This is a genomic window from Chryseobacterium sp. C39-AII1 (assembly GCF_039672645.1).
Taxonomy (GTDB): Bacteria; Bacteroidota; Bacteroidia; order Flavobacteriales; family Weeksellaceae; genus Chryseobacterium.
The window spans coordinates 1-21148 of the sequence record NZ_JBDFPQ010000028.1 but is presented as its reverse complement, the minus strand read 5'-3'; the positions used below and the strand labels follow the sequence as shown (position 1 = coordinate 21148).

Sequence of the window (21148 nt, the reverse complement as noted above, 5' to 3'; positions counted from 1 at the left end):
TAATAAACTTTTGAGAATCTGTTTTGGAGTGGTGAAGAATAAGACGAAATATCAACCGGATTATCAAAAAAACTTTAAAATTTTAACCTAAATAATTTGCAATTTAACATAGAACATCGGGGCTAGACCTTTGTCACAAAAACAAATTATCTCAGTTTTTTCAACGTCTTTTTTAGGTAATCTTCAACATTTTCATGATCCGGAACTGTTGTAATCTCTTTAGTCAAAGCCTTTTCAAATTCTGTTTTAGCCCTTTGATAATCTTTAATTTTGTAATAATATTTTCCTGCCAAATAATAACCTAACCAAAAATCAGGATTTAAAGATTGATATTCGTTCGTAAAATCTTCGCTTAACAAAACATTATCTTTCTCAATCGCTTCAATGATTTCTGATTGCATCAATTTATAAATCTCATAATTTTCAAACTCCTGAGAATCCACAAAAGGATCTTTGGCGATATTCAAATTTGACTTCGCCAATTCACCGTTTTTCAATCGTTTATTGGAAAAAATTTCATTCAAATCATAACAGACAAATTCCCCTAACTGATAAGGATTTGAAGAAACCCAAACCAGTTTCTTTTGAGGCGAAAAAATCACCGCATGATGTGCCAACAACTGATTCATTGCCTTTTCATTTCCAAACCCGATCTTCTCGCCTTTCAAACCCGATTTATCTCTTAAAATTGAAGCCATTTTCTCAGGATTCAGTTTTTTATTTTCCTGTAAAAGCTCCTGCAATTTCTCGTAACGATACTTAGAATGGCTTTCTGCAATCTGTTTTTGATTTCTTTTATCATCCTGATAAGCTTCAGATTGGAAATGATTGGTACAAAAAACACGACTTGTATTTTCTACATTATAAACTCCAAAATTATCAGGTGATACTTCAATAATAACCGCATTTTTATCATTCGCACTACTCACCAGAATCGATTCAGAAACGAAAACTTTTCGCTTTTTAGCAATCGTAATCGCTTCTTCGATAGTTGCAGCATATTGTAAAATTTCTTTTGTCACCAAAGAAATCGGAGTTTTTGCCGTCAACGGAATTTTGGATTTTCCGGCATTAATGGTCACCGTAATTCCTTCTTTATTCATTCCCGAAACCACGCCAATCATTCCTGGCCAACTTACAGAAAGATAAGGAATTCCGTTTTCCGGTTCTACAAATTCGATTAATTTATTTTTAGCAAAATCATCCCCCACATAAAAATCAAAATTTCTTCCGATCAGCAAATCTCCGTCATCCGTATTTTCGTTCCAAACTGCGAGAGAAGTACAGCCAACTACCATCAAATCCTGCATTGCATGACCAATATCGTGCGCACCGTGCAAATACATGCTTCTCAAAAATTTTGGCACAATAAAATCATATTTATCCGATGAATATTGGGATAAACCATACAATTCGGCTTGATAATCTTCACGAACATTCAGATACATTTTTCGGTTATACCATTTTAGAAAACCACGCAATAAGTGTTGCTTAAACTTCGACGGAACAAAACCTTCCACTTTTGAAAAGAAAATTTCTTCCTGTTTTTGCATTAGATTTTGCGTCAAAGCTCCGTTGTTATAACCCAATTGCAAAGGATTTCCTTTGATATAAAGTTCCCAAAGCTGCTGCTTATTTTTCGTCAAATAATTTTCATTAAAACTAAAAGTTGAATCGTTAATTTTACTAATTTTTGGAATTTCAAGAGAATATTGTTTTACATCAGGAATATGTTTGATAGATTTTCGTATGCCACATGATGTGAGGCTAAGAATGAAAAAAAAGAAAAATAAAGCTCTTATTTTGTGCCGCTTGTCATTCTGACGATAGGAAGAATCTCTACAAATTAATTTAGATTCTTCATTTCGCTTCGCTTCATTCAGAATGACAAAAGACTGCATATTATTTTCTTTCTTCACCTTTATTTTTATTAATCAATTGTGTTAATCTTTCATCGATAAGCTCTTTTCCAAGAATTTCTGCACAGGTATTGAAAGCACCGATCGTACAGCCTAAAATCCCATGCATATTCACCGATTGCCCTGTCAGAAAAAGATTATTAATCTTAGTGCGCGGAGAAACCATTGTTTTCAGAGGGTTTTCAGAACTTTTAATATAGCCGTACATATTTCCATCGAAACCTCCTATATAATCGCGATAAGATAACGGAGACGATGTGTAAATTTTACTGGTAATCTGTCTTAAATTAGGAATCTTTTTCTCCAAAGAATCAATCATCTTTTCTGCTTTTTCCATCTTGAATTTCTCGTATAATTCACCCCTTTCATGTTCGTCTGCAATCGTATTGAACGTCCTTTCCCATTCTTTAACTTCCTCAAAATCCATGTAAGAAATTGCTGTTAAACTTTCTGCAAATCTCGGATAATGTTTTGATTGTGTTGAGGAAAGCATATACGTTTCCGGCCAAGAATTTCTATCGTAACGATAAGCATTCCAAACCAATTCTTCGTTTGAATAATGATAAATATTATAATTAAAATTTGGAAGAATTTGAGGTTTTAAAACAAAATAAACACTGAAACACGAAGGAAGAGGTTCCCAACTCATGATGCGGTTTAAAAAGGATTTTTTCAGCCTTTCTTCCCCAATCAGTTTAATGGTTGAACGAATTTCTATGTTTGAAATAAATTGTTTCGCAAAATATTCTTTTCCTGATTGAGTTTTTACACCCGCTAAAACATTATTTTCATTAAATAAAAATTCAGAAACTTCAGAATGTTTATGAACTTCCGCTCCATATTCACGAAGCCTGCGAATTAATAATTTTGAGATCTGGCTTCCGCCTTTTATGCATTTATAAGCACTTTGAATATAAGAATTTACCGTCAACGCATGAACGTAAAACGGAACATTTTCAGAATCTCCGGCGTATAAAAAATTAGAACCCAATAAAATAGACTGTAATTTTTTATTCGAAGTTAAAGATTCAATAAACCTTTTGGTATTAAGATGGAGAATTTCTTCATTGTAATTATCTTTTCCAACCAGATTATATCTCGGAAACTGACTGCAAACTCTCTGAATTTCTTCACAATAATCTTCTAAATTTCCTCTTTCTTCAGGAAAATATTTAACTAATTGTTCAACAAAATTTTCGTAGCCTTGTGCGTGAGGATATTCGATTTCATCATTTCCAAAGGTGATTTTATCGTAACCGTCTTCATCCATTTTATGAAGCTGCAATTCATCCATAATCTCCAAATACGAAAAATATTGATGAAGATTTTGCCCTTCTGAAAGTCCGCCCAAATAATGAACTCCGGTATCAAAAATGAGTTTGTCACGGGAAAATGTCTGTAAATTCCCGCCGTATTGATTGTTTTTCTCCAAAACACAAACTTTTAAGCCTTCTTTCGCTAAAACAAGCGCCGAAACAAGACCTCCCAATCCGCTGCCGATTACAAGTATGTCAAATTCATTTTTCAAAGGAGAAAAGCTGTGTTTTTAATAATTTTAAATTTTAAAACGCAAAGTCCGCAAAGATTTTTTTAACTACTAAATGTTTTTAAGTTCGCAAAGGCGTTAACACTTAGCAAAGACAAAAAGTGGACTTATTACTTACATTTTAAATTCCTCAATTATTAATGTTTGAGTTTAAATATTAGTTTTTTCGAAAGTAAAAGTAGGGAATTTAATCAATATCATCCCAAAAATCAAAGTAATTGAACCATTGAAGGGGATATTTTTTAATCATCGACTCCAAATTTTGAGTATAAGAATTCAAAAGTCTTTGTGCATCGCGTTTTTTGACGTTTTGAGCTACTCTTGCATACAAATGATAATGAAGATTTTTTTCCTTCATTACGTACACATACACCACAGGAACACCCAACCTTGAAGCAATCATGAAAGGTCCGGCAGGAAATTTCGCTGATTTTCCGAGTAAATCACCTTCCAAGAATTTAGAACCTTCGAAATAACGGTCGCCTGTAAAACAAATCAGTTCGTTTTTTGACAACGCTTCGTTAATCTCGAAAATATGCGACATATCGTCTTTAACATAAATAAATTTGATGCTGCTTGCTTTTACAGAAACACTTTCCAGATATTCTTTAATGACGGTAACTTCCTGATCTGTAGTCACTAAATTAATCTGACAATCGAAGTCGATATCGGCAAAAAAATGTTCAGCTATCTCAAAATTTCCGATGTGAGCGCTGATTAAAACGCCGCCTTTTTTTTCGGCTAAAAGATTTCTGAGGTTTTCAATTCCGTCGAATTCGTAAGTATATTTTTCTCTTAAGCCAGCAGAAATAGCCGTTTTATCAATTAAAACAGTTCCGAAAGTGAAATAACTTTTAAATAATGAAATTTTTGTTTTCCAATAGCCGTAATTGAGTCTTTTCTGGAAATAATATTGGTAATATTTGTTGCTGTTTTTTTCGAATAAAAAGTAATATAACGCAACAAAATAAAGGACAAAATATGAACTTCGGATTCCGATATTTCTAATGCACCAAACGAAAATTCTGTAGCCGAGAATTGTGCCTTTAGATTTACCTTTCCACTTGTTCATAGTATTAATTTAGCAATGTATCAGTCTAGCAATGTAACAATATTTAAAAATTGATAAACTGCTAGATTGTTCTATTGTTACATTTTTAAGAGTAGATTTTTAATCGATAGTTATGAGTTTTTTTCAGTGATTTTGTTCTCGATTGTCGAATAAAAGTCATCGAATGTGACCATCTTTTTGAAGTCTGCTTCACCTAATTTCACACCGAAATTAGATTCAATAACTACCACCAAATCAATATAATCCAGGCTGTCTAAGCCCAATGTTTTTTTCAAGTTAGCTTCATTGCTGATTTCATCGCCATCTACTTCAAATTCATTCACTAGAAAGTCGTTGACGATCGCAACAATTTTTTCCCTGTCCATGTTTTTAATCAAATTTTTTAACAATTAATGCTGAATTTGTTCCCCCAAATCCAAAAGAATTCGACAAAAATACATCAATTTTTTGACTTTTTGTTTCTGCTACCAAATTTATCTTTTTAGCCTCATCATCAGGGTTTTCCAGATTAATATTCGGGGCAACAAAATCGTTTTGCATCATCAGAATCGAATAAATTACCTCACTTGCACCTGCCATCCAGCATTCATGACCCGTCATTGATTTTGTAGAACTTACAGGAATTTCACCTCCGAAAATTTCATAGATCGCTTTGGCTTCATTCGCATCACCAAGCGGCGTGGAAGTTGCGTGAGCATTAATATAATCGATATCTTTTGCCGTTAAACCAGATTGTTTCAACGCTCTGTCCATTGCTAAAGCCGGGCCATCAACATTTGGTGTAGAAATATGTCCACCGTTTGAAGAAAAGCCATAACCAACGATTTCAGCGATGATATTTGCGCCTCGTTTTTGTGCCGATTCTAAACTTTCAACGATCAATGAAGCTGCTCCACCACTAGGAATTAAGCCATCTCTACCGGCGTCGAAAGGTCTTGAAGCTTTCGTCGGTTCGTCTTCTCTTACAGAAAAAACACCCAACCCGTCAAAACTCGCCATTGAATATTTGTTGGTTTCCTGAGCACCTCCACAAACAATCATGTCCTGAAAACCGTTTTTAATCATCATATAAGCCAATCCCAAAGAATGAGAACCGCTTGCACAAGCTGCACTGATGGTTAAATTGATTCCTCTTAATTTAAAAATCGTAGAAAGATTCATCGTAACTGTTGAGTTCATCGATTTGAAAATCGCTCCTGAACCCATTAAAGTTGTATCTTTTTTTTCTCTTGCAATGTCGATAGATTCCACAACTGCCTGAGAAACACTGTCGTTTCCGTATAAAATTCCGACTTCGTTTTGGTCTAAAAAGTCTTGGTCGATATTTGCCTGTTTTAAAGCATCTAAAGTTGCGATATAAGCGTATTCGCTTTCTTCGCCCATGCTTACACGCTGTCTGCGGTTCAAAAGATTTTTAAGATCCGGTTTCGGAACCACGCCCGTTAATCCCGATCTGAAACCAAATTCTTTTCTTTCGTCCACCAAAACAATTCCGGATTTCCCCTGAAATAAAGATTCTTTCACCTCTTCCAAAGAAGTTCCGATGCAGGAATAAATTCCCATTCCGGTAATTACAACCCTATTTTCCATGTAATGTTCAAGGTTTTAGGTTGCAGATTTTAGGTTGCAGCTAATACCTGCTATCTTATATCTGCTACCTGATTTTATGAATAGATTCCTCCGTTAATATTGATTACTTCACCTGTAATGTACGATGACTTTTTAGAAGCTAAAAATGCTACCAAATCTGCCACTTCCTCCGCTTCACCAAATCGATTGGCAGGAATCATTGCTTTTAATTCATCTTCATTAAATTCCTGAGTCATATCTGTTCTGATGAATCCCGGTGCAACTGCATTTACAGTGATATTTCTTTTCGCAACTTCCTGTGCTAAAGCTTTTGTAGCGCCCACAACAGCTCCTTTTGCCGCAGAATAATTGGTTTGTCCAGCCGTTCCCTTCACTCCGGAAACAGAAACCATATTGATAATTCTGCCGTATTTGTTACGCAACAATTTTTGAATAAAGAAATTCGTTACGTTGAAAAAACCATTTAAACTCGTGTTAATCACAGCGTTCCAATCTTCACTTGGCATCCACATGAATAATCCGTCTCTTGTGATTCCGGCGTTATTTACGATCACCTCAACTATAGATTGTGGATTATTTTCCTGCCATTCCGTTAAAACTTTTTGAGTTTCTTCAGCATTTCCTACATCGAATTTTAGAATTTCTCCGGTAGAACCCAATTCTTCCACTTTAGCTAAAGTTTCCTTTGCTGCAGCTTCGTTTGAAGTATAGTTGATTAAAATATGATAATTTTTCTCTTCTGCCAGTTTGATACAGATTGCTCTTCCAATTCCTCTTGAGCCGCCTGTGATGATTGCACATTTCATGTGTTACTTATGTTAGTTTTAGTTTTTTCAAGTATATTTTTCTCCCCCTTAGTTTAAACAATTAATTACCGAGAGTAATTACATTGCTTTTAAATATTTTTTTACTTCCTCCAAATACGGATACATCACCATGTCATTTGAGAACGCAGGAATGATCTTTCTTATTTCATCATACAATTCTTTTGTTGACGTTGAAACCTTATCTTTAAAATCAAGATATTCGATTGCCTGAACGATGGTGATCGCTTCAATTGCCAAAACTTCGAAAGCATTTTCAATCACTTTTCTGCAGATTACAGCAGCATTGGTTCCCATGCTCACGATATCCTGATTGTCATTGTTATTCGGAATACTGTGAACATACATCGGATTCGACAACATCTGACTTTCCGCCGTTGTAGAAGTCGCTGTAAACTGAACGCCCTGCATCCCGAAATTGAAACCTAATTTACCTAAATTCACAAAAGGAGGCAAGATTTCGTTGATCTTAGCATTCAAAAGATAATTTAATTGTCTTTCAGCTAACATCGTCAGTTTTGTGACAACAGTTTTCAGTTTGTCCATTTCCAGAGAAATATAATCTCCATGGAAATTTCCACCATGGTAAACGTGCTGATCATCAACATTAATGATCGGATTATCATTTGCTGAATTGATCTCGTTTTCCAACACTTTTTCAGTGTATTCCAAAGTATCTAAAACAGGTCCCAAAATCTGAGGAACACATCTTAAAGAATAATATTCCTGAACTTTTTCTTTGAAAACCTTCTCCTGCTCTTCAAAGTGAGTATATAAATGGTCGGCTCTTTTTCTGATCAATTTGCTGTCAGATAAATGAGCACGCATTTTTGCTGCAATTTTTTGCTGTCCTGCATGAAGTTTTGTTCCGTTCAAAACTTCTGACAAATGGTCGTCGTAAGCCTGAACAATTTCGTTGATAGCACAAGATAATTTAATGGAAATATCTGTCAATTGATTCGCTTTATGAGCATTGACAACACCAATTCCCGACATGACAGAAGTTCCGTTCATTAAGGCAAGGCCTTCACGGATTTCAACCTGAATAGGTTCTAAACCTTCAATTTCGAAAACTTCTTTCGTTGATTTTCTTTCACCTTTATAGAAAACCTCACCTTCACCTATTAAAACCAAAGCCAAGTGCGCCAATTGTACCAAATCTCCACTCGCTCCAACTCCACCGTGTTCAAAAATCAACGGTGTAATATCTCTGTTTATTAACTCTTTAAGTAAATTAACAACTGACTGGTGAACTCCTGATTTCCCTAATGACAATGTATTCATTCTTGCTAACATGCAAGCTTTTACCTCATCGGCAGGAAGCGGATTTCCAATACCAGAAGAGTGACTTCTGATTAAGTTATATTGTAATTGATGGGTATCTTCATCGCTGATCTTGAACTGTGCCATGGGTCCAAAACCTGTATTCACACCATATATTACTTTATTTTTGGAAAAATCTTTCAAAAACTTAAAACTTTCATCCACTCTGGCAAGAAGTGATTCATCCAGTTCTATTTTTTCATTATTAATGATGATTTTTTTAAAGTCGTTCAGTTCTAAAAAGTTATTTATTTTCATTAATTAAAAGTAATAAATAGATAATATTGTAATTATTAATTAATTGTCATTAATTTTGCGGCAAAGATAGAAGTTATTATTAAAATAAAAAATCAAAGATGAGTAAAGAATTTGTTGACGTTCTTGTAATCGGTGCCGGACCGTCCGGTTGCGTATCTTCTTCATACTTAAAGAAGAACAACGTCAACGTAAAAGTTGTTGAAAAAACAAAATTTCCAAGATTGGTTGTAGGCGAAAGTCTTATTCCGCGTGTAATGGATCATTTTGATGAAGCCGGACTCTTTCCCGCGCTTGATAAAATGGGCTTTGAAAAGAAATTGGGAGCACGTTTTTTAAGAGGCAACGAAGTCTGTATTTTTGATTTCAGCAATAAATTTGGTGATGGATGGGACTGGACTTGGCAGGTTCCGAGAGCTGATTTTGATAATGTTTTAGCCCAAGAAGTCATTAATAAAGGTATTGATCTTGAATTTGAAACCGAAGTAATCGGCATTGAATTTAATGGAACAGATTCTATCACAACGGTAAAAAATAAAGACGGCGAAACGAAAGAAATTCATGCCAAATTCGTCATTGATTCCAGTGGTTACGGAAGAGTTTTACCAAGACTTTTAGATTTGGAAAAACCTTCAAAACTTTCTCCTCATTCTGCGATTTTCTCTCATGTAGAAGACATCAACAGAGAAGAAGGTACGGAAGGAACTTTGATTTCTTTTGATATTATTGAAACTGAAGTCTGGCTATGGGTTATTCCTTTCTCAAACGGAAATACAAGTGTAGGAATCGTTGGCCCAACGGAATATATTGATAAGCTTTCTGAAAATGGAGATCCTGCAGAAGCTTTGAGAAAAGCAATCTCCCTTTCCGATTATTATGTAAAACGTTTCGGAGATGTTGAATTTCTTTTTGAGCCAAAACATTTGAAAGATTACTCTTGCTCGGTAAAAAAATTATACGGAGACGGATTTGCATTAACAGGAAATGCCTCAGAATTCCTTGATCCGGTTTTCTCTTCAGGAATGGCTTTTGCAACCGAGGGCGGAATGACCGCAGCAAAATTGGCTCTAAGACAACTTAATGGCGAAAAAGTAGATTGGCAGACCGAATTTGCAGACTATATTTTATACGGTGTTGATGTTTTCACAACCTACGTGAAAGAATGGTACACCGGAAATCTTCAGGAATTGTTTTTCCACCAACCGGAAAATCCTGATGTGAAAAGAAAAATCTGTGCAGTTTTGGCAGGCTATGTATGGAACAAGAAAAATACTTTTGTGAGAATACACGATACTGCGATAAAAAATCTTGCAGAATTTATTAAAACAGAAAAACAACAAGCATAAAAAAACGGTCTGAGATTTTTCAGACCGTTTTTGTTTTATTTTAAAGCATTTTTAATTTCTTTTCCTAATTTTTTTCCTGTCACTTCATACGCAGCAGCGATTCTTCCGTACTCCCAATTAAAATCTCTGTTCATCTGCTTTCCCTGAATTTTATCAGCCTGCAATTTCATAACAATATTCGATGGATTCTCTGTTTCTACAAAAGTTAAGTTTGCTGTTAATTTTGCTTCCTGCGAACCGATCATGCCACCGTACCAGCCTGCGTAAATCCATTTTGCATCAATAATTAACGTATACTTCGCTTTCACATCGTTCCTAAAAGTTACTTTCTTCGATTTCGCATTTATTCCTTTAAAGAAATACTCCAAATATTCTGTCGATTTGAATCTGTCCCACTGATAAATCCAATTTTCCCAAACTTTTTCACTTTTCTTAGCCGTGATATCTGCTTTTCTGTTTTCGATATACTGAACTTCTGTAAGGTTCTTTTCCTGATAAGTAGCATTATCGAACTTCAACTGAACATTTACTTCCGTTTGATCTTTAAGAAAATCAAAGTTTCCTGATTGAAAATTAATTTGGTTTTGAGCAATCGCCGTGGTCGCAATTGCCATAAAAAGCATTAGAAATAATTTTTTCATAGTTTATTAATTGAAATAAGTTCGCAAATATATTGTAAAAAAGCAGCTCAAATGAACTGCTGTATTTTATTTTCTGTTAAATTTTAAAAATCAATTTATCTTAAATCCGTAAACGTAATCGGCTTTCTGCTGTTAGGATTAAATACGATTTTAGACAAAACATCAAAATCAATTAATTCAATTTTTGGACTTACCCTTAATTTTGCACGGAAATGATCTCTTACTTCATTTACAAAACTTTCGGAATCACTGTCTGTGCTTATCTTAATGATAATTTCGTCCAACCCTATTTCATTCGACTGAATAACGATCTGATAGCATAAAATATTATTGAAATCATTTAAAATATCGTTCATTGCAGGCGGATACAAAGTTGTTCCTTTGTATTTTATCATCTGTTGTTTTCGCCCGATTACAGGACCTAACCTCATCGTATTTCGTCCACATTTGCAAGGTTCATAATGTGCTTTTACAATATCTCCCGTTTTGAATCTTAACAAAGGAATAGCTTCAACGCCTAAAGTTGTAATGGTTAACTCTCCGCTTTCACCTTCTTTTACTAAGTTTCCTTCATCGTCCAGAATTTCTGTGATGATTAGTTCCGGATGATGATGTCCTCCGATTTGCTGTTCGCATTCTGTGAAAGCTGTGCTCATTTCTGTGGAAGCATAGGTTGAAAATAATTTAATATCCCACTTTTCTTTAATCTTTTGAGATAAAATATTGTCTGTAAAATCCTGATTTTTGATGCTTTCCCCAATGCAAACTGCTCCATAAACACTGGAATTCTTATAATCAATCCCGTGTTTCTCAGCATAATCGATCATTTTTAACAAAAACGAAGGAACGGTAATCAAATATTTAGGTTTATATCTAAAAATTGAATCCCATTGCAGCTCCGGAATTCCGGGTCCCATCCTCACAACGCTTGCTCCCATTTTTCTTAATCCTAGAAAATAAGCAAGTCCGGCCATGAATCTTTTGTCAATCGTTGTAATCATTTGTACAACATCGCCCTTCTGTATTCCTGCACAAGCGAAAGAAATCGCTTCGTTGTAAGCTAATCTTTCAAGATCATTATCCGATAAACCAAAAGTTACAGGATCCCCTAAAGTTCCTGAAGTGGTGCTGTAATCCACAATTTTATCGGGCGTGATACAGAAGAAATCATCGTTATTTTGCTGAATATCGTTCTTCGTAGTTGTGGGGATTTTCTGTAAATCTTCCAACATCTGAATATCTGAAATATTGATATTATTTTCTTTGAATAATCTTTGATAAAAAGGTGAATGATTTTCAAGATAAGCCAAAAGCTCCTGAAGTTTTTGCTCCTGAAACTTTTTTATTTCCTGAATGTCCGATTTTTCGATTGATGGATAGAATTCCAATAGTTTTTATTTTTAGAAGACAAATTTATTTAATTAAAATTAAAAGATCGCTTCCTCTGAAATTTTAACCACAGATTGACACAATTTTTCATAGATGATTGTATTTATTTTTTGTGATATTTGTGACATTAGTGTTTAATCGAAATTATCGTTGAAAAGTAAAAGTCTGTGTATTTGCATTTCCAGCTGTATTGGTGGTTATCACTTTTAACGTATGAGAACCCGAGCCTTTCGGGCATTTTTCATCAAAAACATACACAAAATCATCTTTTACTCTTGCAAAACGAAGCCATTTTCCATCCAATTCTGCTCGGAAAGATTCAATGTCACCGATTTTTGTTGTTCCTTTTAATCTTACAGAACCTGAACTTACAATTGCACTCTCTTTCCAGCTTGGAGAAACGGACGGTAAGCTGTCATCCAATAATAATCTTGCTGTTCCAAGTCTGTTGAATTGTCCTTCTGCCCAATCACCATTCCATTTCGCTTTGATGATATTTTTATTGCTTCCGTAATTGAGTTCGATAACCGTTTTATCTTTTTCTTCGCTGTTTAATTTTCTGCTAGGTTTAATTTTTAAACTAAAAAAATCATGAATCGGATTGTAAGGACTATTTAAAATTATAGCACTTGAAACGGCTTCTGCATCGGATTTTTCGTACATATTAAAATTCACCGCATCGTAAACCGCATTTTTGCTTAAATTAATTTCTGCACTCTCTGTTTTAATTGTTTTTGATTCGTTTGGAGAAACGGTTTTATTGTTTGATGAAACTTTTTCTGATGAATTACTCAACTGAACTTTTGTTGTCAATCGACTTGTATTTCCATTGACATCTTTTAAAATAATTTCAATATTGTGAACTTCATTATCCGAAAGATTGATAATTCCGTCCGAACCGGAACTATAATTCGGCAATTTCATTCCCGGCAAATTCGATAAATGTTGAATGCTTATTTTATCGCGGACAAATTTTGTATAATCTACGCAGCCATTGATATATCGTGTATCATTATAATGAATTCTGTCAATTTTAAAACTATAAACGAGTTTTCCATCCATCAATAATTCTACGTCGTAAATTCCCAGATTAAAACCCTGATTGGCTTTATCCACCGCTTTTATCGCAAAACTTATCTGAGGAGAATTCACTTGAATTACGTTTGAAGTATAAACACTTCCTATTTTTTTAACAACAATTCCATTGGCTCCCGATTCATAGGTGCTAAAACGGCGATCATACCAATACAATCCACTTATAATCGGAGCAATCCCATCAGGAATATTAAATCCAAATAGCAAAGGATTGATACATTCTTCTGTTTTTGTATCTCTGATTTCAAAATTCAGATGTGGTCCCGCTGAGCCTCCTGTATTTCCGCTTAAAGCAATTAACTGTCCTTTCGTCACTGGAAACTGATTCGGTGAAAAACTAAGATCCTGTTCCCATTTTTCGTCTTTGTACTGCTGTTCTTTTACGTATTCATCGAGTTTGTCGAAATATTTATTCAAATGTGCATACACTGTTGTATAACCATTTGGATGAGTGACATAAACAGCATTTCCGAAACCGTAACGCTCTACTTTTATTCAGCTTACATAACCATCTGCTGCGGCAACTACAGATAAGTTTTCCTGACTGTTGGTTCGAATATCCAATCCCATGTGAAATGATTGGAACGGACTGCTCCGAAATTGGCAGCGAGGTTAATGGAAATATTTAAAGGGTTTCGAAAATAACCTTGTGGATAATTTTGAGCAAATGTCGCAATGCTATTGATTAAACAAACAAGAATCATCAATCGGGAAAAGAATTTCATACAAATGGTTTTAAGTGTCATTTTAAAATTACGAAATTTTCTTTTATGTCCCATGGATGTTTTGTGATATAATAAAAAGAAACTTTTTTATTGCCACGAATTCCCGAATGAGACTGCTCACGTTTTGAGATCTTATATAAGTGAAACGGCTTCGTGAAACTTAAAAAAAGCCTTACCGTAAAAAACTTAGTGGCCTTTGTGTTCATGACATTTATGAAAATATTAGTGCCATTTATGTTTAAAATTCAATTCAAAAAAAGTGCATTTCACAATTCACAATTCACAAAAAATTAATCCAAACATTTATATTTCTGAAACAGAACTTTTTAATAGGAAATATCAAAATAAAACATATATTATAAACCGACAAATTTTAGTAAATTTGCCAACTTAATTAATCAACGATATTGAGATATTACAATGAGCCAATTTAAAGAATACAAAAACCTCAACCTTATTGACGTAGCAGAGAATGTAGCGGAATTCTGGAAACAGAACAAAACTTTCAATAAGAGTGTTGAGATTCGTGAGGGGCAACCTGAGTTTGTTTTTTATGAAGGTCCGCCTTCAGCAAACGGTATGCCCGGAATTCACCACGTAATGGCCAGAGCGTTGAAGGATATTTTCTGTCGTTATCAGACCCAGAACGGGAAGCAGGTTTTCCGTAAAGCGGGTTGGGATACACACGGACTTCCGGTAGAGCTTGGCGTGGAAAAGGAATTAGGAATCACTAAAGAAGATATTGGCAAAAAAATTTCAATTGAAGATTATAACAAAGCGTGTCGTGAAGCGGTAATGCGTTATACAGACGTTTGGAACAACCTTACCGAAAAAATCGGTTATTGGGTTGATCTTGATGATCCGTATATCACGTATAAATCAAAATACATGGAAACGGTTTGGTGGTTGTTGAAGCAATTGTATGATAAAGGATTATTGTACAAAGGGTATACGATCCAGCCTTATTCTCCGAAAGCAGGAACGGGACTTTCTTCTCACGAAGTAAACCAACCGGGAGCTTACCGTGATGTTTCTGATACAACAGTGGTTGCACAATTCAAAACATTATCGGAAACATTACCTTCATTTTTGCAAGGTTTTGGAGATGTACATTTCTTAGCCTGGACGACAACTCCTTGGACGCTGCCTTCAAATACAGCTTTAACAGTAGGTCCAAAAATCGACTATGTTTTAGTCAAAACTTTCAATCAATATACTTTTGAGCCAATTAATGTTGTTTTGGCTAAAGCTTTGGTTGGAAAACAATTTGCTAAAAAATATGCTGAAGGAACAGATGAAGATTTTGCAAATTATACATCTGAAACGAAAATTATTCCTTACCAAATTTTAGCAGAATTCAAAGGAGCGGATTTGGTTGGAATTAAATATGAGCAACTATTACAGTATGCTCTTCCTTACCAGAATCCTGAAAATGCTTTCAGAGTAATCGCTGGAGATTTCGTGACAACGGAAGACGGAACAGGTATCGTTCACACTGCCCCGACTTTTGGTGCAGATGATGCAAAAGTAGCTAAAGAAGCTCAGCCTGAAGTTCCGCCAATGTTGGTTTTAGATGAAAATGAAAATCCAATTCCATTAGTAGATTTACAGGGAAGATTTTTAGCTATCGTAAGCGATGAAATCTACGGTTTTGCGAATGAATATGTAAAAGGAGAATATCTTAGCGAAGACGAAAAAAATACTGAATTAAATATTCAGAAAGAAAATTTAAAGTCAATCATTGCAGATTTGAAGGCTTATCTTTCTGTAGATGAAAGAATTGCTTTAAAATTAAGAAAAGAAAACAAGGCTTTCAAAGTAGAAAAATATGTTCACAGTTATCCACACAGCTGGAGAACAGATGAGCCGTTATTATATTATCCGTTGGATTCCTGGTTTGTAAAAATGACTTCTCTTAGAAGCCGTTTGGTAGAATTGAATGAAACAATTAACTGGAAGCCAAAAGCAACAGGAGAAGGACGTTTTGCGAACTGGCTGGAAAACGTAAACGACTGGAATCTTTCCCGTTCAAGATATTGGGGAATTCCTTTACCAATCTGGAGAACAGATGATTTGAAAGAAGAAAAAATCATCGGTTCTGTAGAAGAATTATACAACGAGATCGAAAAATCTATTGAAGCAGGATTTATGAAAGAAAATCCGTTCAAAGGTTTTATCATCGGAAATATGTCTGAGCAAAATTATGCTTTGGTTGATCTTCATAAAAATATCGTTGATAAAGTAATTTTAGTTTCAGATTCAGGAAGAGCAATGAAGCGTGAAAGCGACTTGATCGATGTTTGGTTCGATTCAGGCTCAATGCCTTATGCGCAGTTGCACTATCCTTTTGAAAATAAAGAATTAATCGACAATAATAAAGCTTTCCCTGCAGATTTCATCGCGGAAGGTGTTGACCAGACTCGTGGTTGGTTCTACACGCTTCACGCAATAGGAACAGCGGTTTTTGATTCAGTTGCTTATAAAAATGTAATGAGTAACGGACTTGTTTTGGATAAAAACGGCGTGAAAATGTCGAAATCCAAAGGAAATGGAATTGATCCTTTCGAAACATTAGCCATTTACGGACCGGATGCGACACGTTGGTACATGGTTTCCAATGCAAATCCTTGGGAAAACCTGAAATTCGACATCGATGGAATTGATGAAACAAGAAGAAAATTCTTCGGAACGCTTTACAACACGTATTCATTCTTTGCTTTGTATGCAAATGTTGACGGATTCAATTATTCTGAAAAAGAAGTTGAAAACAGACCGGAAATCGACAGATGGATTCTTTCCGAATTAAACTTATTAATCAAAGAAGTTAAGGCATTCTACGAAGATTACGAGCCGACAAGAGTAGCGAGAGCCATCAACACGTTTGTGAATGACAATTTATCAAACTGGTATGTAAGATTATGCAGAAGACGTTTCTGGAAAGGAGATTATTCGGATGATAAAATCTCTGCTTACCAGACTTTATATACCTGTTTGGAAACCGTTGCTAAATTATCGGCACCAATTGCTCCGTTCTTTATGGATCAATTGTATCAGGATTTAAATAAAGTAACAGGAAAAGAAACTGCGGAATCTATTCACTTAACGGATTTCCCTGTTGCTGATGAAAGTTTGATCGATCAGGATTTGGTTGAAAAAACGCATTTAGCACAGAACATTACAAGTATGGTTTTCTCTTTGAGAAAGAAAGAAAACGTAAAAGTTCGTCAGCCTTTACAGAAAGTATTAATTCCTGTTTTAGATAAAAAAACAGAGGCGCAAATTGCTGCGGTTTCTGAATTAATTAAACAAGAAGTAAATGTTAAAGAAATTCAATTAATCAATGCTGAAGAAGCTGCTGATTTAATTGTAAAACAGATAAAACCAAATTTCAAGGCGCTTGGTCCTAAACTAGGAAAAGACATGAAAGTGGTTGGAGGTGAGATCGCCAACTTTAGTGCAGAACAGATTTCGACATTAGAAAAAGAAGGAAAATTAGACGTTCAGGGATACGAAATTACATTGGATGATGTAGAAATTTCGACAAAAGATATCCCGGGATGGACAGTAACTTCTGATGGAAAAACAACTGTGGCATTAGATTTGACGTTAACAGACGAATTAAAATCTGAAGGTATCGCAAGAGAATTCATCAACAGAGTTCAAAACCTGCGAAAAGATAAAGAATTTGACCTGACAGACAGAATTTCCATCACATTGGAAGAAAATTCTCCGTTCTTGAATGATATCAAGAAAAATGAAGAATATATTTCGGCTGAAGTCTTGTCAAATAAAATAGAAATTGTATCTTCACTTTCAAATTTTAACGAAATCGAAATAGATGAGGTTAATTTTAAGATAAATGTTGAAAAAAATTAACATATAGTTATTGTTTTTCAAATTCCATTTCATAATTTTATTAAAAAAGAGAAACGAACATGTCAGACGAAAGAGTAAGATACAGTGATGCTGATTTACAAGAGTTTAAAGCAGTGATCAAGGAAAAAATAGAGAAAGCAGAAAACGATTTAAAACTAATCAGAGAGAGTTTTATCAACGACCAGAATAATGGCACGGATGATACTTCTCCGACCTTTAAAGCGTTTGAAGAAGGTGCTGAAACTTTAAGCAAAGAGCAGAACTCTATTTTAGCCGGAAGACAGGAGAAATTCGTACGTGATTTGAAGAATGCTTTGATAAGAATTGAAAACAAAACTTATGGCGTTTGCAGAGTAACAGGCAAGTTGATTCCTAAAGAAAGACTATTGGCTGTTCCGCACGCTACATTAAGCATTGAAGCGAAAAACATGCAGAAATAACCGCAAGGTTAGTTAAAATAATTTTTGGTTTATATCGTATTTCATGAAATACTTTATAAACCAAATTTTTAATATATACCCATGAGCGAATTATTAATTTTAATCATTATTATTGTTGTCGTTTTAGGATTTTTCAACAGAGAAAAGATCAAAAACAGATTTTTTCCCGATGAAAAGAGAAATTACACCATTGATGACCAATTTAATTCTGATAAACGCGAAAGGGAGAAAGAAATCGACAGGCTTTTAAGCAAAATGGGCAAAAACGGAGTGAATGATTTGTCTGCAAAAGACAGAAAAAGACTCGATGAATTGTCCAAAAAATAAAAATTAATTAAATAAAAATGGAGGCACTAATTGTACACCCAAAAAACCAAATGGAGCTGAATGCACTGAAAAGTGTGATGAAAGATATGGGAATTCGTTACGAAAAATTTCATACACGAGGCGCAAAAACTCAAACTTTCGAGCCAAGAACTCCTGCTAAAAAAGAAAATACCAAGAAAAACTTTAAAGACAAACCAAAGACGAACCTGTAATGAAAAAGATATTATTTGTAACCTTTCTTATTTTATTAATTGATCAGGCTTCAAAAATTTATGTAAAAACACATTTTAATCTGGACGACAGCATTTCTGTGTTGCCAGGTTTCAAGTTTACATTTGTGGAAAATCCGGGAATGGCTTACGGACTTCATTTTGGCGGAGTTATTGGAAAATATTTCCTGGTAATTGTAAGAGTTATTTTGATTGGCGGAATGATCTACTTATTCAAAAAGTGGCTGCAACGTGGTGAATCTAATTATCTTTTGATTCCTATGGCCATGATTTTTGCCGGAGCCATTGGGAATTTGATTGACGGAATGTTTTATGGTTTGATTTTCGACAGCGGAACAGTTTACGACCCAAGCATTGATCGTTGGATTGGTTACGGTGGAATCTCTAAAGTAGTAGGCTTCGGAAACGGATATTCTACTTTTATGAGAGGTTGCGTGGTTGACATGCTTCATTTTCCGTTGGTAGATTGGAATGTTCCTGAAAGCTGGCCTATTATTGGAGGAAAACATATTGAATTTTTTAAATATATCTTCAATGTAGCAGATTCAGCAATTACAGTAGGGGCAGTTTTATTATTAATTTTCAGAAAAAAAGCTTTCCCCAACGGATTGGAATTTTAAAAATACATCACACCAAATGAAGAAAATTATTAAAAATATTTTTAAATTCTTCCTGCTTCTTATTGTTGCAGGAATTATTTTTATTGCTTGGGCGAATTACAGCATCAAGAAAAACAGTGATGCGTACGTTTCTTACAACATCGCTGATATTCCCGAAACGAAAACAGCTTTACTTCTCGGAACCAGCAAAAACCTGAACAGCGGTCTTCCGAATGCTTATTTCTACAACAGAATTCAGGCAACGGTAGATCTGTATAAAAGCGGAAAAATAAAGTATATCATCGTAAGCGGCGACAATAGCACCAAAGACTATAATGAGCCCGAAGATATGCTGTTAACTTTAATGCGCTATGGCATTCCTGAGAATAAAATTTTCTTAGATCATGCAGGATTCAGAACGCTAGATTCTGTGGTAAGGGCTAAAGAAATTTTCGGGCAGACTAAACTGGTAATTATTTCACAAAAATTCCACAACGAAAGAGCCGTATTTTTAGCCAAAGAAAACGGAATTGATGCTTTCGGCTACAATGCAAAAGATGTAAATAAATACGCAGGTTTTAAAACCAATATGAGAGAATATCTGGCGAAAGCGAAAGCCTATTATGATTTACTTTTAGGTGTTGAACCCAAGTTTGGAGGAGAAAAGATTTTGATTCCATGATTTTCTTTTCTTGCTGATTAAGCAGATTTAAAATCATATTAAAAAGATCTGCGTTATCTGCTCAATCCGTGAGAGAATTAGTTAAATTTGCAATTCATTAATTTTTAAATATAAATTTTAAACAAATGTCAAGAATTCTTACCGGCATTCAAGCCACCGGAACACCGCACCTTGGTAACTTGTTGGGTGCTATTATTCCTGCAATTGAGCTATCAAAACAGGAAGGAAACGAATCATTTTTATTTATCGCGAACCTGCATTCTTTAACACAGATAAAAGATGCGAAAGAACTGAAACAAAATACCTACGAGATTGCTGCGGCTTGGCTTGCTTGTGGATTAGATACCGAAAAAACATTTTTTTACAGACAGAGCGACATCCCTGAAACCTGTGAACTTTCTTGGCATTTATCATGTTTTTTTCCTTATCAGAGATTAACGCTGGCACATTCATTTAAAGATAAAGCAGACCGTTTGCAGGATGTAAATGCAGGCTTGTTTACTTATCCTATTTTGATGGCCGCCGATATTTTATTGTATGATGCTGAAATCGTTCCTGTTGGAAAAGATCAGCTTCAGCATTTGGAGATTGCTCGAGATGTGGCTTCAAGATTTAATAATCAAATGGGTGAAGTTTTTGTTTTGCCACAATCTGAACTTCAGGAAGACACCAAATACGTTCCCGGAGTTGACGGACACAAAATGTCTAAATCTAGAGGAAATATCATCAATATTTTCTTACCTGAAAAAGAACTAAAAAAGCAGGTGATGAGCATTGAATCTGATTCAAAATCTTTGGAAGAACCAAAAGATCCTGAAACAGATAAAACATTTGCAATCTATCAACTGATCGCAACTCCAGAACAAACAGAGGAGTTAAGAGCTAAATATTTAGCTGGAAACTTCGGTTATGGTCATGCGAAAAAAGAACTTTTGGATTTGATCTTGGTTAGATTTGAAAAAGAAAGAGAATTGTTCTCTTATTACATGAACAATCTTGACGAATTGGAAGCAAAACTTCAGGAAGGAGCAACAAAAACAAGAGTAATTGCTACAGAAACGATTAAAAGAGTGAGAAAAAGTTTAGGAATTTAATTTTCTATATCTTTTATGAATAAATATTAAGTTTCGGCGGCACCGAAGGTAGTCTTGGTCGGAAGAAATTCCGACCATTTAAGTTTTAAAAACTTTATCTGGATTCCCTCCGGCAAAGATGATTAATATGGCAGTAATCATATCCCTTAGTTCCATCGCGATTCGTCTTTTAGCC

18 protein-coding genes are annotated in these 21148 nt (G+C 34.8%); 8 read left to right on the top strand and 10 right to left on the bottom strand.

Annotated elements, in window-relative coordinates; genetic code table 11:
* Positions 1-146: 146 nt before the first annotated feature.
* From ABEG63_RS21110 to ABEG63_RS21080, 7 genes are all read right to left on the bottom strand, one after another.
* The gene (locus ABEG63_RS21110) at positions 147-1919 is read right to left on the bottom strand and encodes a C45 family peptidase (protein ID WP_346587409.1); all 1773 of its coding nucleotides are present in this window, start codon (positions 1917-1919) and stop codon (positions 147-149) included.
* Complete coding sequence (locus tag ABEG63_RS21105) at positions 1903-3447, bottom strand: NAD(P)/FAD-dependent oxidoreductase (RefSeq protein ID WP_346587408.1); 1545 nt, start codon at positions 3445-3447, stop codon at positions 1903-1905. Before ABEG63_RS21105 ends, ABEG63_RS21110 begins: the two co-directional genes overlap by 17 nt.
* 205 nt (positions 3448-3652) lie before the next feature.
* Positions 3653-4537, bottom strand: coding sequence for a lipid A biosynthesis acyltransferase (locus tag ABEG63_RS21100; RefSeq protein WP_346587406.1), 885 nt, complete (start codon positions 4535-4537; stop codon positions 3653-3655).
* Between the two features lie 110 nt (positions 4538-4647).
* Positions 4648-4902 (bottom strand): phosphopantetheine-binding protein, encoded by a 255-nt coding sequence (locus ABEG63_RS21095; protein WP_346587405.1) that lies wholly within the window; start codon positions 4900-4902, stop codon positions 4648-4650.
* A 4-nt stretch (positions 4903-4906) separates the two neighbouring features.
* Positions 4907-6127: a beta-ketoacyl-[acyl-carrier-protein] synthase family protein gene (locus ABEG63_RS21090; protein ID WP_346587403.1), complete on the bottom strand. Its 1221-nt coding sequence runs from the start codon at positions 6125-6127 to the stop codon at positions 4907-4909.
* A 74-nt stretch (positions 6128-6201) separates the two neighbouring features.
* Entirely contained in the window at positions 6202-6933 is a 732-nt protein-coding gene (fabG, locus tag ABEG63_RS21085; protein WP_267404512.1) for a 3-oxoacyl-ACP reductase FabG, read from the bottom strand.
* 78 nt (positions 6934-7011) lie between these two features.
* The gene (locus ABEG63_RS21080; RefSeq protein ID WP_346587401.1) at positions 7012-8532 is read right to left on the bottom strand and encodes an aromatic amino acid ammonia-lyase; all 1521 of its coding nucleotides are present in this window, start codon (positions 8530-8532) and stop codon (positions 7012-7014) included.
* Between the two features lie 98 nt (positions 8533-8630).
* Here ABEG63_RS21080 and ABEG63_RS21075 point away from each other — a divergent pair, with 98 nt between their 5' ends.
* On the top strand, positions 8631-9875 hold the full coding sequence (locus ABEG63_RS21075) for an NAD(P)/FAD-dependent oxidoreductase (protein WP_346587399.1): 1245 nt from the start codon (positions 8631-8633) through the stop codon (positions 9873-9875).
* A gap of 35 nt (positions 9876-9910) precedes the next feature.
* Here the strand turns inward: ABEG63_RS21075 and ABEG63_RS21070 are convergent, their stop codons facing one another.
* The 3 genes from ABEG63_RS21070 to ABEG63_RS21060 all read right to left on the bottom strand — a co-directional run bounded on the left by ABEG63_RS21070 (position 9911) and on the right by ABEG63_RS21060 (position 13417).
* Positions 9911-10516 (bottom strand): hypothetical protein, encoded by a 606-nt coding sequence (locus tag ABEG63_RS21070; RefSeq protein ID WP_346587397.1) that lies wholly within the window; start codon positions 10514-10516, stop codon positions 9911-9913.
* Between the two features lie 95 nt (positions 10517-10611).
* A complete protein-coding gene (locus ABEG63_RS21065; RefSeq protein WP_346587396.1) occupies positions 10612-11904 on the bottom strand; it encodes an AMP-binding protein in 1293 nt (430 codons plus the stop codon).
* A 145-nt stretch (positions 11905-12049) separates the two neighbouring features.
* A complete protein-coding gene (locus tag ABEG63_RS21060) occupies positions 12050-13417 on the bottom strand; it encodes a M23 family metallopeptidase (RefSeq protein ID WP_346587394.1) in 1368 nt (455 codons plus the stop codon).
* Between the two features lie 728 nt (positions 13418-14145).
* Between ABEG63_RS21060 and ileS the strand changes: the two genes are divergently transcribed.
* The 7 genes from ileS (at position 14146) to trpS (ending at position 20973) form a co-directional block, all read left to right on the top strand.
* Entirely contained in the window at positions 14146-17601 is a 3456-nt protein-coding gene (gene ileS / locus ABEG63_RS21055) for an isoleucine--tRNA ligase (protein ID WP_346587392.1), read from the top strand.
* A gap of 59 nt (positions 17602-17660) precedes the next feature.
* Complete coding sequence (locus ABEG63_RS21050; protein ID WP_267404524.1) at positions 17661-18041, top strand: TraR/DksA C4-type zinc finger protein; 381 nt, start codon at positions 17661-17663, stop codon at positions 18039-18041.
* Between the two features lie 81 nt (positions 18042-18122).
* Positions 18123-18368, top strand: coding sequence for a DUF6576 domain-containing protein (locus ABEG63_RS21045; protein ID WP_267404526.1), 246 nt, complete (start codon positions 18123-18125; stop codon positions 18366-18368).
* Between the two features lie 17 nt (positions 18369-18385).
* Positions 18386-18580: a DUF2683 family protein gene (locus ABEG63_RS21040; protein ID WP_346587389.1), complete on the top strand. Its 195-nt coding sequence runs from the start codon at positions 18386-18388 to the stop codon at positions 18578-18580.
* On the top strand, positions 18580-19218 hold the full coding sequence (locus tag ABEG63_RS21035; RefSeq protein WP_267404529.1) for a lipoprotein signal peptidase: 639 nt from the start codon (positions 18580-18582) through the stop codon (positions 19216-19218). Before ABEG63_RS21040 ends, ABEG63_RS21035 begins: the two co-directional genes overlap by 1 nt.
* A gap of 16 nt (positions 19219-19234) precedes the next feature.
* Positions 19235-19879: an ElyC/SanA/YdcF family protein gene (locus ABEG63_RS21030; protein WP_312399612.1), complete on the top strand. Its 645-nt coding sequence runs from the start codon at positions 19235-19237 to the stop codon at positions 19877-19879.
* Positions 19880-20004: 125 nt separating this feature from the next.
* Positions 20005-20973, top strand: a complete 969-nt coding sequence (trpS, locus tag ABEG63_RS21025; RefSeq protein ID WP_346587388.1) for a tryptophan--tRNA ligase — start codon at positions 20005-20007, stop codon at positions 20971-20973.
* Positions 20974-21148: the final 175 nt, after the last annotated feature.

Coding starts and splice junctions, on each gene's coding strand:
- ABEG63_RS21100 (WP_346587406.1), bottom strand. CDS start 4,537: ATGAACAAGTGGAAAGGTAAATCTAAAGGCACAATTCTCGGCTACAGA.
- ABEG63_RS21095 (WP_346587405.1), bottom strand. CDS start 4,902: ATGGACAGGGAAAAAATTGTTGCGATCGTCAACGACTTTCTAGTGAAT.
- ABEG63_RS21090 (WP_346587403.1), bottom strand. CDS start 6,127: ATGGAAAATAGGGTTGTAATTACCGGAATGGGAATTTATTCCTGCATC.
- fabG (WP_267404512.1), bottom strand. CDS start 6,933: ATGAAATGTGCAATCATCACAGGCGGCTCAAGAGGAATTGGAAGAGCA.
- ABEG63_RS21080 (WP_346587401.1), bottom strand. CDS start 8,532: ATGAAAATAAATAACTTTTTAGAACTGAACGACTTTAAAAAAATCATC.
- ABEG63_RS21075 (WP_346587399.1), top strand. CDS start 8,631: ATGAGTAAAGAATTTGTTGACGTTCTTGTAATCGGTGCCGGACCGTCC.
- ABEG63_RS21070 (WP_346587397.1), bottom strand. CDS start 10,516: ATGAAAAAATTATTTCTAATGCTTTTTATGGCAATTGCGACCACGGCG.
- ileS (WP_346587392.1), top strand. CDS start 14,146: ATGAGCCAATTTAAAGAATACAAAAACCTCAACCTTATTGACGTAGCA.
- ABEG63_RS21050 (WP_267404524.1), top strand. CDS start 17,661: ATGTCAGACGAAAGAGTAAGATACAGTGATGCTGATTTACAAGAGTTT.
- ABEG63_RS21045 (WP_267404526.1), top strand. CDS start 18,123: ATGAGCGAATTATTAATTTTAATCATTATTATTGTTGTCGTTTTAGGA.
- ABEG63_RS21040 (WP_346587389.1), top strand. CDS start 18,386: ATGGAGGCACTAATTGTACACCCAAAAAACCAAATGGAGCTGAATGCA.
- ABEG63_RS21035 (WP_267404529.1), top strand. CDS start 18,580: ATGAAAAAGATATTATTTGTAACCTTTCTTATTTTATTAATTGATCAG.
- ABEG63_RS21030 (WP_312399612.1), top strand. CDS start 19,235: ATGAAGAAAATTATTAAAAATATTTTTAAATTCTTCCTGCTTCTTATT.
- trpS (WP_346587388.1), top strand. CDS start 20,005: ATGTCAAGAATTCTTACCGGCATTCAAGCCACCGGAACACCGCACCTT.